This window comes from Candidatus Kapaibacterium sp. (assembly GCA_023957315.1).
Classification (GTDB): Bacteria; Bacteroidota; Ignavibacteria; order Kapaibacteriales; family UBA2268; genus PGYU01.
On sequence record JAMLHE010000014.1, the window covers coordinates 51,200 to 65,575 of the forward strand.

At 39.3% G+C, this 14,376-nt stretch carries 8 protein-coding genes; 6 read left to right on the forward strand and 2 right to left on the reverse strand.

The features are described from left to right. Positions 1 to 541 precede the first annotated feature (541 nt). Positions 542 to 5,074, forward strand: coding sequence for a T9SS type A sorting domain-containing protein (locus M9949_12495; protein MCO5252219.1), 4,533 nt, complete (start codon positions 542 to 544; stop codon positions 5,072 to 5,074). 685 nt (positions 5,075 to 5,759) lie between these two features. Here the strand turns inward: M9949_12495 and M9949_12500 are convergent. Further along, positions 5,760 to 7,097 (reverse strand): MATE family efflux transporter, encoded by a 1,338-nt coding sequence (locus M9949_12500; GenBank protein ID MCO5252220.1) that lies wholly within the window; start codon positions 7,095 to 7,097, stop codon positions 5,760 to 5,762. Positions 7,098 to 7,461: 364 nt separating this feature from the next. Between M9949_12500 and M9949_12505 the strand changes: the two genes are divergently transcribed. Genes M9949_12505 through ftsZ form a run of 3 tightly spaced genes read left to right on the forward strand, consistent with a single transcriptional unit; the run spans position 7,462 to position 10,939 of the window. Beyond that, on the forward strand, positions 7,462 to 8,226 hold the full coding sequence (locus tag M9949_12505) for an FtsQ-type POTRA domain-containing protein (GenBank protein ID MCO5252221.1): 765 nt from the start codon (positions 7,462 to 7,464) through the stop codon (positions 8,224 to 8,226). A gap of 38 nt (positions 8,227 to 8,264) precedes the next feature. Then, the gene (gene ftsA, locus M9949_12510) at positions 8,265 to 9,617 is read left to right on the forward strand and encodes a cell division protein FtsA (protein MCO5252222.1); all 1,353 of its coding nucleotides are present in this window, start codon (positions 8,265 to 8,267) and stop codon (positions 9,615 to 9,617) included. Between the two features lie 29 nt (positions 9,618 to 9,646). After that, the gene (ftsZ, locus tag M9949_12515; GenBank protein MCO5252223.1) at positions 9,647 to 10,939 is read left to right on the forward strand and encodes a cell division protein FtsZ; all 1,293 of its coding nucleotides are present in this window, start codon (positions 9,647 to 9,649) and stop codon (positions 10,937 to 10,939) included. Between the two features lie 61 nt (positions 10,940 to 11,000). Here ftsZ and M9949_12520 read toward each other — a convergent pair whose 3' ends face one another. After that, a complete protein-coding gene (locus M9949_12520; GenBank protein MCO5252224.1) occupies positions 11,001 to 11,747 on the reverse strand; it encodes a DUF1573 domain-containing protein in 747 nt (248 codons plus the stop codon). A gap of 217 nt (positions 11,748 to 11,964) precedes the next feature. On the opposite strand from M9949_12520, the gene M9949_12525 reads away from it, so the two are divergent. Both M9949_12525 and M9949_12530 read left to right on the forward strand, forming a co-directional pair. Continuing rightward, positions 11,965 to 13,110, forward strand: a complete 1,146-nt coding sequence (locus tag M9949_12525; protein ID MCO5252225.1) for an acyl-CoA dehydrogenase family protein — start codon at positions 11,965 to 11,967, stop codon at positions 13,108 to 13,110. A 31-nt stretch (positions 13,111 to 13,141) separates the two neighbouring features. Beyond that, positions 13,142 to 14,368, forward strand: coding sequence for an ABC transporter permease (locus M9949_12530; protein ID MCO5252226.1), 1,227 nt, complete (start codon positions 13,142 to 13,144; stop codon positions 14,366 to 14,368). The last annotated feature ends 8 nt before the right edge of the window (positions 14,369 to 14,376 follow it).

A 14,376-nucleotide genomic window follows, 5' to 3' on the forward strand; every position in this document is an offset into this window, starting at 1 on the left:
ACATAATCCTAAACCAATTTTAAACCAAGCAAATTTCCAAGAAATACCTCATAAGTTAGAAGTTAAGAAAAAATTTTATTATTTTTTTTTCCAAAAAAATTAATAAAATTCTGTTATAAGTGTTAAACTATCTCTTGGATATTTTTCGCTTTTATACGATGCTATCCATGAAGCATTTAGTGAATGTAATTAATAGCATGAACTTTTTTACAATCCATATTGTCTATAATCATCTAAATCACAGGTGAATCAAAGCGATACAGCTATTCATAGCAGAATGTTATTATGTAGTTTTATTCTTCAGGTGATAATTTATATGAAGCTAAAATGTATGCAAGCCTAATAATTATATTAAGTGATTGATTTTGATTAATATTAGTTCATTAATCATGAAATTGACCATGAACACTAACAAAAAAAAATCAAAAAAATCAAAAAAAAAATGTAACAAATCAAATTTTCACTTGTTTTTTGCATATAGAAAGAGTACTGAAATTTAAAAACATTTCATATTTATTGACATATTAAGATTGGAGGATTTATGAAAACCAAAATTACCCTATTGATAATCATGGGTATATTTCTTGCAGGATTTATTCACAATAGCGCAGTCGCCCAAGACGATTTGGTAGATTCGTTTAAAGAGAATCTGCCACAATTATTGAATTCGAACAATGCAGGGACATTGTTCTGGGTTACATTTCATCCATGTTGGGAAGATCCTGGTCCGAACAACGCACTCCGGCTTTATGTTTCTTCCTCAGTTGCTACAACAGTAACTTTAGAAATACCGGGGTTGGCTATTTTTAGACAAAAAGTCACCATTCCAAATGACGTAATTGAGTTTCCTCTGCCCCCAACTGAAGGTCAAGCTTATTCAAAAGGCAGTGGAGGTTTGCCAATTAGACCCCAACCCGCTCAGGTATGGGAAGGGAGAGCAATCAGGATTAGTGCAGACTATCCGATTATTGTCTATGGTGTAACTCGTTACCAATATACTTCAGATGGTTACTTAGCACTTCCTGTTAGTTCGTTGGGGAAAAAATATCAGGTTGCTTCTTATGAAGACCCTACTAATAATACAGGTCAATTCCTACCATCATATACAAGTATTGTAGGTGTTTATGATAACACAAAAGTAACATTTCGTCTTGGTGGTTACGAGAATGCGCGGGTTCCACTTTTAGATGGGTCAGAACTCAGAGCAAATGAAGTAATGAGAACTACAATAAACGAAGGTGACATTTGGTTAATTCCGGGTATAGGGGCTTTCAATGACCTAACCGGTAGTACAATTAATGCTACAAAACCTGTCAATGTGCTTTCCGGGAATTTCTGTGCTTACATACCCTCACATATTGGTTATTGTGACTTCATAATTGAACAAGAATTGCCCGAAAATGTTTGGGGTAAAAAGTACCACGTCACCCCAATTCAAGGCAGAAAAAAATATACACTTATAAAAATCTTTGCTAAAAAGCCCATGACTCAGTACTTTTTTGATGGATTACCTTCCGGTACAATTCAAAGTGCAGGTGGTCTGAGAGAAAGAGGTTGGATGGAAACTCGTGCAGGAGCTGATGACAATCCGAGACCTGTGGTAGTTTCGTCTAACGAAGCAATCAATGTAGTTCAGTATAATCCCGGACAAGATGATGACGGTGTCTCGAATGACCCCTTCCAATTGCAACTTTCTCCAATACAGCAATATCAGACTGAAATCGTATTCAACACCCCCGGTATTCGTGGTGGGTTTGGTTTTAAAGATAATTTTATCAATATTGCATACAAGGCTACTATTGATAACGGACTTCCACAAGATATGGAAATAGCAGAAGTTATTGACGGACAATTCAGATGGATTCCTCTCGAAGCATTTTCCGGCAATCCGGGAACTCCATTTAATGATTATGATGAAGACGGTAGAAGATACTATTCCAAAACTGTCAAATTGTTGTATGACGGCGTTTACAAACTTCGTGCAAATGACCCATTCGTGGCATATGCGTATGGTTATGATAATTATGACTCATATGGTTTCCCGACTTCAGTTGCAACTGCTGACTTGGAAACACCCGATACTTTAGCACCTTATGTTTCTTTCATGCAAGACTGCTCCGGTGATGTTGCGGGCGAAGTCATTGACGAACCGCGTATTGACCCGGAAAATCGCTCGAATCTCGGTTTGATTTTCATGGATGTTTCAAAAAGTTATAATTTCAAATTTAATGTCGAAGAATATATAATGGGTACTTCACCAAGAACTACATGGACTTTAAAAGTAAATGATGAAACTTTGAATGGTGTAGCCCATCTTGTATTCATGGATAGAGCCGGTAATAGAAAAGACACTGTTATCGAACACTATGCTCTAAGCCCTACATTATCTCCATATAAAGAGAATTACGGTACATTCAAACTCGTTAATCCACCGACAACTGAAAGCAGGACTTTTACTTTACGTAACGACGGTGAAAGAGAAATCGGAGACAGATACAGTATATACGTCACTCTTGATTCAAAAGTAAAAGAAGAAAAACCAAGCGACATTTTCGGATATCAAAACTTCGATTTGATTGGGTATGAAAATGTAAACTTAGCACCATTGGCTGTAGGTCAAGAAGTGAAATTTGACGTAATCTTCACAGCTAACGAAGAAGGCTATTTCAAAGATTCAGTAGGAGTAATTGTTATAGAAAACTCAACAGGCGACACTTGCGTATTTACATACTTCGCTTTAGTTGAAGCATTCATTGGCAATCCTTATATTAATGCTACCGACCACGATTTCGATTTACAAGTCGTTAATTCCCGCTCCAATACTGTTGATTTGATTTTAGAGAATCCGAATGTTGGAGCTTATAAAGCAACAACTTCTTTGAAAATCACAGGAATTGAATTGACAGACGGAATCGGTATCAAAGGTACTGATGAAATTTTTGAGTTCGAGTTACCTGAATTTGACATTAGCAAACTTAGCGAATCAAATCCGATTCTACTCGAACCAGGTGAATTACTCACAGTTAGAGTTAGTTTCAAACCCGCTTTAGTTCAAGACTATACCGGTACAATCACATGGATTGCCGATACTCAAATTCCTGACCATTTAACTGAATTACGCGGTCGCGGTATCCAACCCGGTTTGATTGTAAATGGAGAAAATTGGCAAGAAAGACTTGTTGACCCCAACTCTTATATTAATAAAGGTGGAGTTTACGCATTTGACCCATATCCTTCTGCCAATAACGCAATTACTTTAGAAAACAATGGTTCTGCTGAAGTTACGATTAAAAGTGTTACTATAACAGAGAATATTCTCGGAAGTGCTTTCAAAACAGATGCAGGGCAAGATTTGTCAAACCCGAATATTTTATCAGGTATATTTGGAAATATGAAAATTGCTCCAAATTCTAAACGCACAATTCCTGTGTATTTCCACCCAACTACAAATGGCAATCATAACTTAGTCCTTACATTCAATAGCGATGCACCGGATGACCCGACAAGCACTTTACGCGGTATTGGTGTGTTCCCACGCACAAGCACCGAGGACTTTGATTTCGGTCATATGATTGTCGGTACAGATAAGAAGACGGGTTCAGTTAGATTCACAAACAATGAATGGGAAAACGACCACGATGTTGTTATTACAGATTTTGTAACTAATGCAGTTGGCGGTGCTACATTCTCCGAATTTGGCGGTAATGGCATCTTCCGCTGGGATAGAGAAGGGCTAACAGACCAAAATGGTAATTCTATCACATTACCTTATACTTTAAGCCCCGGCGAATATATCAATGTACCCGGTGAGTTTGAAGCAGTAACATTTGGGTCATTCGAAGTAAGTTTGACTACTGTTTCTGATGCTGAATTTGAAGTAACTTCAGTTTGGACAGGCACAGCAGAAGTCGAAGCTTGGAGTTTGCAAGCTGCTGAAGTAGTTACCTGTATCAACCGTCCTATACTTATGAGAGCCTCAATCACAAACGAAGGTTCGGAAGAACTAACTGTAACCGCGTTAACTGTTACAAATGATTATGGACTACAGAATGTATCTCTTCCGGACTTCAGCATTTTGACTGTTCCTCCATTCACTTTAGGATCCGGTGATACAAGAGAAATCGAAATAGTTTTCACTCCTACTGTCACATACGACAATGCTGACTTATTTTTAAAAGTTAAGACCTCCTCTACTACCAAACCGGATGATGAAACAACATTGACAGTTACAGCCACTGAAGTCGAATTGTTGAGCAGAAGCTTAATCTCGAAAGGTGGTGGCAAGGGTACAGAAACAGAAGTTAATGTGGCACCCGGCAAAGTAGATGCAATTGGATACTCAGTTTATATCCAAAGCGACAGAGCAGTTGAAAATAGCTACAACACAGAATTTACAGTCGAAGTCTCCTATAGCAAGGACTTCTTGGGTATCGGGCATAATCCCGGCAATCAAGCGAAAATCTTCGTTGGTGACGATTTTGCAGCTATGGGCTACATCATTACAGGTACCACATATTCATTCAACCGTATAAGTAACCGCGAAACAGTTCGCATTACATTGCAAGGTACTCAAGATTTAGCAACTAATTTCAACCGTGACCTCGAAATGGTACACATCAAATTTGACTCGTATTTGCCGATTTACACAGATAATGACGGCAACATGGTAATCAAAGCGAAGGAAACTATAATCGAACATGCCATATTTGAAGATGACCATTGTGTAAAATTCAACTATGCTTATTCTAAAGTTACTTTGGACGATGTCTGTGTTGATTTTATGCGACCGATTCAAATTTCATCTGCTAAATACAACTTAGGTCAAGTCAATCCTAATCCGGTTGGCAGCGAAGGCGCCGACATAGTATTCTCCGTTGGAGGTAAAAACATACCAACGGAAATCCGCTTGTACAATGCACAAAGTGAATTAGTATCAGTACCATTCACAGGCGTATTGAATAGCGGTGAATATAGCGTACGTATCCCTGTTGAAGAGCTTTCAAGTGGTGTTTACTTCTACGAAATGGTAAGCGGACCTTTCAAAGACACCAAGAAGATGATTATTGTTAAATAATCCGATTCGCAAACGTATAAAAGAGGCTGTCCATATGGGCAGCCTCTTTTTTTTGTTTTGTCTCTACCTAAAACATAGCCCATGAATTTATTCGTGGGTTATTAAGGACAATGACAATCCACCCCGTCTGCTGGCGCATCCACCCCTCAAGAGGGGAATTAAAGCATTGATATTTCGCATCTTCCTCGAGGTGTGTATTATGTTCGTATTGGTAGTCGGAAGCAAATGTTTGTGAAAGTCTGAACTATGATTTATTTGTCTGAACTATGATTTGTGTGAATTGAATGATTAACCTTCCGAAGGTTCGAAACCTTCGGAAGGTTTCGTCTATTGTAGCACCGGACGGGACGAAAGGATAATACTTTGATTCTTTCCCCGCATTTCATACGGGGTTATTCATATTTAACCACTTCGTGGTTTGTTGAATATGTCGCGATTTCTTCCCCGCATTTCATACGGGGCTATTCATATTTAACCACTTCGTGGTTTTCGATAATAAAATCTTGTCCATCCTGAAATCTTGATAATCTTGTTCAAGATGAAAAGGACAGAACGCTGTTCTGTCCCTACGACTTAAATTCCTATCTTGAGGGGTGTCTGCGAAGCAGACGGGGTGGATTGTTTTGATTTTCACACGAATAAATTCATTGGCTATGTTTTCTTGGAGGGTCGGGTGAGGTGCTTTCTAAACAACCTCTTTCGACACTTTAACGAATCTGAAAAAGAGCAACACGGCGGCGGTGCCAAGCCCGACTAAGTAGCCTATCCATACGCCGTATGCACCATATCCAAAGACAAATGCTAAGGTGTAGCCCGTTGGTATGCCGACGCACCAATATGCCATCAGTGCAGTCAATGTCGGGATTTTGACATCCTTCAAGCCTCGCAATGCACCTAATGCTACTACTTGCGTTCCGTCGAACATTTGGAATAATGATGCTATGATGATTAAACCGGAAGCGAGTTCGATTACTTCCCGCTCATTTACAAAAATCAAGGGCAAATGATTCCTCAGCAATATGAATAGGATTGCCGTAACGAACATAAACATTGCTGCCATCAGAAAAGTAGAAAATCCCGCGCGGCGCATTTCCTCAAATTTTCCGGCTCCAATCAATGTGCTGATGCGAATCGTTGCCGCCGAAGCAAGCCCACCCGCCGCCAAATATGTTGTAGCCGCGAGACTGATTGCGATTTGGTGAGCCGCCAATGGGTATGCACCAAGCCAGCCAATCATAATCGCTCCAAACGAGAACGAAGCGATTTCCAAAATCAGCTGAAAACCGATTGGGATTCCAAGTTTCAAAATTGAAATTATTCGTTTCCGAGATATTAACTTATCGCCGAAATGCTTGATGTAGCCTTTGAAAATCTTGTTTGAAAAAACATAATATCCAAACGCCAAACCCATGTATAGTCGCGCTACCAATGTCGCCCAACCCGCTCCATCCAACTCAAGTCTCGGGAATATCCAGACTCCGTAAATCAAAAAGTAGTTCAAAACTATGTTTAGCAAATTCCCCGAAATGCTGAAGAACATTGCGGGTTTGGTTAGCGAGAGACCTTCGGTGAATTGCTTAAATGTCAGAAAAAGCATTCCCGGGAACATTGAAAAAGCTGTAATAATGTAGTATGGTTGCGCCAATTGGAGCACTACATCAGTTTGCCCCATATATTTCAGGAATGGGTAAACGGCTAAGATAATCGCTGTGAGTGCTATTCCGGCGAAAATCCCCAAAATTGTACCATTAGAGAGCAATCTTCCACATTCACGACTGTTATTTTCACCTTTTGCAACCCCAACTAATGGCGTCAAGCCAGTGGATAAGCCCACTCCGAACACGAAAAACATAATAAAAATGTTGTGAGCAAAAGATGCAGCTGCAAGATATTCACTTCCAACCTGCCCTACCATGATTGAATCTGCCATTCCGGTCATAATATGACCCACCTGACCAATAATAATCGGGTAGGCTAATTTGATATTTATCTTATAGTGGTTTCGGTAATCTTTGCTGAACATGTTAAAATCAAAATCTGTATTGACGAAAGCACAAAAAAATATGTTGCAATACAATTTTTTATTTATCAGAGCTTAAATTTTGGGAATCCTTGTGTTGGAAAGTATCTTGACCTAAAATTCAATTATAATCATGACAAATTATGTCTTTTAAACTCATAAGATATAAAAAAAAATGAAAAAAAAACTAAAAAAATGTAAAAAATATTTGTTAATGTTGTGAAAGTAATATATCTTTGCCATTGCAGCAAGTGAAAATTTTTCACAAAAAGAGGAAGAAATGCAACATTTTCTTCCATGTAGGTTTTTAATTCAGGGTAGTGCAGACTCTAAGTCGTGTACTTGTATTATAAGTGTAAGCATAGACATGGAACGACAAGAAAAAAATGAAGTCCCTAAGCGTGGTTCTTTTTTGAGAGCCCTTCCTATTGGTTTGATTGTAATAGCAGTCATACTGATAGGCATAGTAGCGCTTACCTACAAGTCCGGCGAGTGGTACTCAGAGCAATCCATAAGCAAAATCGAAGTCGAAGGCAGCAACATTTTGAGCGAATCAGAAATCATGATTATGCTCAAAGACTCTGTGCTCGGCAAGACCTATTCCGAAATTGATATAGCAAACATTGATAAAATGCTCTTGCAAAATCCATACATCATAAAAACAATAATCACACACGACGGCAAAGGCAAAATCCACGTCGAAGTATTCGAGCGTCAACCTACGGCAATTTTAATCAAAGCAGACGGCAATTTAGCTTATAGCGACGATTCCGGGTTTACTTTTCCTTATGTGCCGCTCGAAAATGTTGACAATATTCCAATCTTAGGCAATTTATACTTAAGCGGTAGATTGAATATGAAAGCACTCAAAATGGCATTGAAAATAGTTGATGAAATCAGCAACACTGATTACGACATAATCATATCGCGAATCAATTTCAAATCAGGAACAAGCTTTGAAACCATCACATCGGATTACGGAGTGAAGTTGATTGTAGATGCCTCATACCAATTAGATGAACAACTTAAGAAATATGTAAGATTTGCGGCTAAGAACGAACGTACAATGATGTTGTCGGAAGTAAAATATTTAGACCTGCGATGGAGCAATAGGCTTGTGGCGGGTTATTAAAATAGAGAATCATAATAAAAACAAAAGAGATTAGATTGATGACAGAAACACAACAGCATATAGCAGTCGGATTGGACATAGGCACAACCAAAATTTGTGCAATTGTCGCTCAAAAAGACCCTGACAGCAACATCATCAAAATACTCGGTATGGGTGTTGCAGACAGCGAAGGATTGAACCGCGGTGTTGTAGTAAATATCGATAAAACTGTAAGTGCAATTAAGCGAGTAATCGTTGATGCCGAACAACAATCGGGCATTACAATCAAAGAAGTAGTAGTCGGAATCGCCGGTGACCATATAGAATCATTCCAATCGCGTGGTATCGTCGGGATTTCGTCACCAACAAATGAAATTTCAAAAAAAGATGTTGACAGATTATTAGAAGAAACACGCAAGATTTCCATTTCTGCGGACAAAAAAATCATCCACATTATTCCCCAAGATTTTACAATTGACGGACAAGACGGTATCATAGACCCGGTCGGGATGAGTGGAGTGAGGATGGAAGCAAACGTTCATATCGTAACCGGACTAAGTACAGCAATTCAAAACCTTTACAAATGCGTCGAAAGAGCAGGACTTAATATCAAAGACCTTGTTCTGGAGCCATTAGCCTCAGCTATGGCAGTACTGACACCTGAAGAAAAAGAAGTTGGCGTCGCATTGGTAGATATTGGTGGTGGTACAACGGACATTGCAATTTTTGAAGAAAATCTTGTTCGATATACTTCTGTATTTGCAATTGCCGGAAAGCAAGTCACCGACGACGTTCGCAAAGGACTTGGAATAATACAGTCTCAAGCCGAAAGGCTCAAGAGGGATTACGGGCATTCTTTCGGAGCTTCAATCGAAAATGATGAAGTAATAATGGTACCCGGCGTTGGTGGCAGAGCCCCAAAGGAGATAACCAAAAATTATCTTTGCAATATATTACAACCACGAATGGAAGAGATTTTCGAGTTTATACAAGCTGAAATTATGAAGTCGCAATTCGGTAGCCAACTTGGTGCCGGAGTTGTAATCACAGGCGGCACGAGTTTACTGCGAGGAACAGATGAATTAGCCCAACATATTCTGCAAATGCCTGTGAAAATAGGTATTCCATCAGGATTTACATATTCCGGATTAGTTCCGGAAATCGAAAACCCGATGTATGCAACTTCAGTGGGTCTTGTTTTGTGGGATATTCACAATTATGGCGGTTCCTCGCTAAATACAACTATTTTAGAAGGCGAATCGGTACAGACTGAAACAGAAGAAAGCGTTAAAATGGAAGCAGAAGTGGAAGAAAAAAATGACACAGAAGCAGGCGACAACTGGTTAAACAAAGTTATGGAACAAATGAAAAAAGGCATTAGCAACATCGGAAGATTTTTGAAAGAACTCTAATATTTTTTATAAATTAATAGGATTAAATTATGCCAATTGGGATTGATACTACTATTTCGACCGGAGCAAGGATTCGCGTAATTGGAGTTGGTGGTGGCGGTGGAAACGCTATCAACAACATGATTTCGAGCGGTCTCGAAAGTGTTGATTTTATTGCAGTCAACACTGACGCACAAGCTCTTGAACATAATCTTGCTAAAACCAAGATTCAAATAGGTGACGGCACTACTCGAGGCTTAGGCGCGGGTGGTAATTGGGAAGTTGGACAAAAAGCTGCAGAAGAAAGTATTACGGAATTGAAGGAAGTTATCAAAGGCAGCGACATGGTCTTTGTAACTGCCGGAATGGGTGGCGGTACAGGAACCGGAGCGGCGCCTGTAATCGCTCAAACTGCTAAAGAAATGGGTGCTTTGGTCGTGGGGGTGGTTACTAAGCCTTTCCAATGGGAAGGCATCAGAAGAAGTAAAAGTGCCAAAGATGGCATTGCACGATTGAAAGAAGGTGTTGACGCACTTATTATTATCCCCAACCAAAGATTACTTGAAATTATTGACAATAACACATCATTCAAAGAAGCTTTCAAAATAGTTGACGGCGTTTTGTTGAATGCTACAAGAGGAATTTCCGAAATCATCTCATGCCACGGTACTGTAAACGTTGACTTTGCAGACGTTAAAGCAATTATGTCCGGTATGGGTGATGCTATCATGGGTATCGGTATTGCAAAAGGTGAAAACAGAGCAGAGAAAGCTACTGCAATTGCGCTTAATTCGCCATTGCTTGACGGCGTATCAATCAAAGGTGCACAAGGCGTACTTGTGAATATTACCGGTGGCGATGATTTGACTATGAATGAAATCGCTCGCGCTGTGACTATAGTCGAGCAAGAAGCCGGCGAAGACACTAACTTGATTCACGGTGTGGTACAAAATCCGAATATGAACGAACAAATCATGGTGACAGTGGTTGCGACTGGATTCAACCATGAAGAAGAATCAGTCCCTGAAGTTGAAATAGCAGTTGAAATGAATACAAAGGAAAAATCTAAACCGATTGAAATTCCATTTCCAAAAGCACCTGTAGCCCCAAAGTTTCCTGTTACTAAGGTTCCAAGAGGATTCTATCACGAAAAAACAGGAGTTGTGCCTACGAATTTTGTTCCCTCAAGTCCGCGTGGTGAAATTCAACTCAAAAAGTTTGATATGCCTGCATATCAACGAAGAGGTGTCGAGCTCAGTGTAACAACTAACACACCTGAGAATGATTCAGAAGCAAGCCACGAAATGCCGGATGTACAATTAAACGGTACAACAAGATATTAGAGAAATAAAAAATGGGCGATGATTAATATCAGCGCCCATTTTTTTAGAATTTTGTATAGTTCTATCTGTTTTGACCTGTCTTAGGTTCTTCTTTGGGGTCCACAATATTGCCCCATCCCGAAATTTCAATCAATCCTGATTCTTTGCTGTCAGTTTTGATTTTCACGCTCGAAGATAATCTACCTGTTGACTTTGGCATAAGTGTGGCTTCGACTGTATAAGGTACTTTAGGATTTAAAACATCACCAACTTTGACGTTGACTTTCATAGTCGCTTCACCATCAGTTGCACCGGCAATAACTCTTGCCGACACATCTACTCCGGTCACTGTTACCGGCTTATCGGTATTGTTTGTGATTACAACCTTTCCGACACTTTCTTCATTAATAAAAAGCTTTGGAAAGCTCAAAAATTTCGGAAAAACTGTTATCGGACGCATTACATTCGCCTTAATCATCAGCATTGTTCTTTCTTCGGGTTGGTTTGTAAAGATACTTATGCTCTTCGTAACCGGTCCGTCATATGTTGAAACATTTAGCGTAACTTCCAACGTGGCATATTTACCGGGAGCGATAATATTAGTGTCAAGCGGTGCTGTGGTGCAACCACATCCGGGTTTTACTCGCTTAATCTCAAGTGTTTTATCCCCTTTGTTGTGAAGTTTTATACTTGCCTTAAGTGGGTTTTGCTCAGGTGTTACTCTGCCCCAATCGTAAGTAGTTCCGCCCTCTATTTCGAGCTTCGGTTGTGCTAACATTGTAGAAAAAGCAAACGCAAAAATCAATAATGCTGAGTAAAAGATTCTCATTTTATATACTCCTTGTATATTGTTTGTATATTATTATGTAAAAATAACAAAAATATCAATTCAGTCAAACATACATTATATTAGAACGTTTAAAACAATAAAAGTTGCATATTTTGAACGAATGATTTCGAAAAATATGTAGCTTGTTTTGTTTTTTTTGTTAATTTCATAGTTGAAATAGTTGACGATATAAGAAAAGTATTGGAGAGAAATTATGATTAATTTTGAATTGAACGAAATTCAAATGCAAATAAAAGACACAGCCGCAAAATTTGCACAAGAGGAAATGGCACCGGGCGCAATCGAGCGAGATATTCATGCTACATACCCAAAAGAAATATTATCGAAATTGGGCGAACTCGGCTTCCTCGGAATGATGGTGGACCCTGATTGGGGCGGCTCCGGATTGGATGCTATTAGTTATACATTAGCAATGGAAGAATTTGCCAAAGTAGATGCCGCAACAAGTATCGTGATTTCTGTCCAAAATTCTTTAGTTTGCTGGATTTTGGAAAATTATGGTACAGATGAGCAAAAGGAAAAATTTCTCCGCCCATTAGCCGAAGGCAAACATATTGGGGCTTACTGTTTGAGTGAACCCGAAGCCGGCTCCGATGCTCGCCAACAGAGCACCATCGCAGTTAAAGAAGGCGATTATTGGATTGTAAACGGTATGAAAAATTGGATTTCTTCCGGTAGCAACGCCGATACTTATATCGTTTTTGCACAAAGCAACCCCGAACTCAAGCACAAAGGAATTCTTGCTTTCGTTATCCCAAAAGATACGCCCGGTTTTGAACCTGCCAAAAAGGAAGATAAAATGGGAATGAGAGCATCCGACACATGTTCAATAGGATTAACTAACGTTAAATTGACTGATGAAAATCTTATCGGCAAAGTTGGCGAAGGATTTTATATCGCCATGAGAGGTTTGAATTGTGGTCGAATCGGTATCGCAGCTCAATCTGTGGGAATAGCTCAGGGTGCATTTGAAGCCGCTCTAAAATATTCGAAAGAACGTAAAACTATGGGAATCCCAATTTGCGAACACCAATTGATTCAAGCAAAATTAGCTCAAATGTCTATGAAAATCAATGCTGCACGGCTTCTTGTGCTCAAAGCTGCTTGGTTGCGTGATAACGAAATGGACCACATTCGGGAAAGCTCGGAAGCTAAATTATTTGCTTCAACAATTGCAAATGAAGTCACTCGTGAAGCTGTCCAAATTCATGGCGGTTACGGCTACGTCCGAGAGTATATTGTTGAGCGTATGATGCGCGATGCAAAAGTAACTGAAATTTACGAAGGGACTTCGGAAATTCAACAAATTGTGATTGCAAGAGAATTAATAAAGAATTCATGACTAAAATTCACCTCCGAAAAGTAAATAAATCATGAATCATTCATTAGTGCGATTGATTTCCTCGCGACTTACACAAGGTGTACGGAGGAAAAGGTTTCTAAAATTTACAAAAATTGTCGCATTGGCGAGCGTCACGCTGGGATGCTTAGCTTTGATATTATCCCTTTCGATACTCGAAGGTTTCGACAGGAAGTTGCACAGCACCGCAGAAAGATTTTCGGCGCATCTTATCGTTACTTCATTCAACCGCGAACCTCTCCCGAATTATGAAGAAACGAGCGAAAAAATAAAAGAAAATTTTAAGCAAGTCACAGGAGTTGAGCCCATTCTCGAAAGGGAAGGATTGATTCGTTCCGATTTGCATACCGACGGAATTACTATAAACGGTATAATTCCCGAAAAGTCTGTCACAGGATTCGAGAAGTTTATCACCCAAGGCACATATTCATTTACTGACGACAATGCCAAAGAAGCAATAATTAGCGAGAGGATGTCCGAAAAACTCGGCGTAAAAATGGGCGATAAAATTGTGATTTTCACTATGAAAGACAATTCTGCACTCAATTTTGGCGGTATCAAAGCTGATAACTTCACAATTAAAGCTATTTACAAAAGCGGTATGGTGCAATTTGACGATGTTTTAGTCCTGATTCCGTTGAAACGAGCCGCAAAATTATTCGACATGCCAGATGGAACTGCTTCATCGTATAAAATAATGTTGACCGATATGCACCAATCAACAGCTTTAGTTGATACTCTCGAATCATATTTGAGATACCCGTATTTTGCTTTTACAATTTTCAATTTTCACGGTTCACTTTTTTCTTGGATTGAATTACAAAAGGAACCTATTCCAATCATTTTGGGGCTGATTTCGCTCGTTGCTGTTTTGAATATTATTACAGCTTTATTAATTACTATTCTCGAAAAGACTAACTCCATAGGCATTTTGAGAGCTTTGGGGATGAGGAAGAGGGAATTGCTGGCATCTTTTGTCAATCAAGGCTTTGTAATCGGACTAACGGGCACTTTATTGGGCACAGGCATCGCTTTTATATTTTGTAAATTGCAAGAAAGCTATGGAATTATAAGATTGAAGGGTGAAATTTATTTTTTGGATACATTGCCGATAGCCATTGTGCCGGAACATTATCTTCTTGTGATTGCAGTTTCTCTTGTGCTTACATTAGCGGCGACCATTATTCCGGCATTTATTGCTGTGAGCATAAGCCCATTGCGAGCCTTACGATTTAAATAAAATATTTC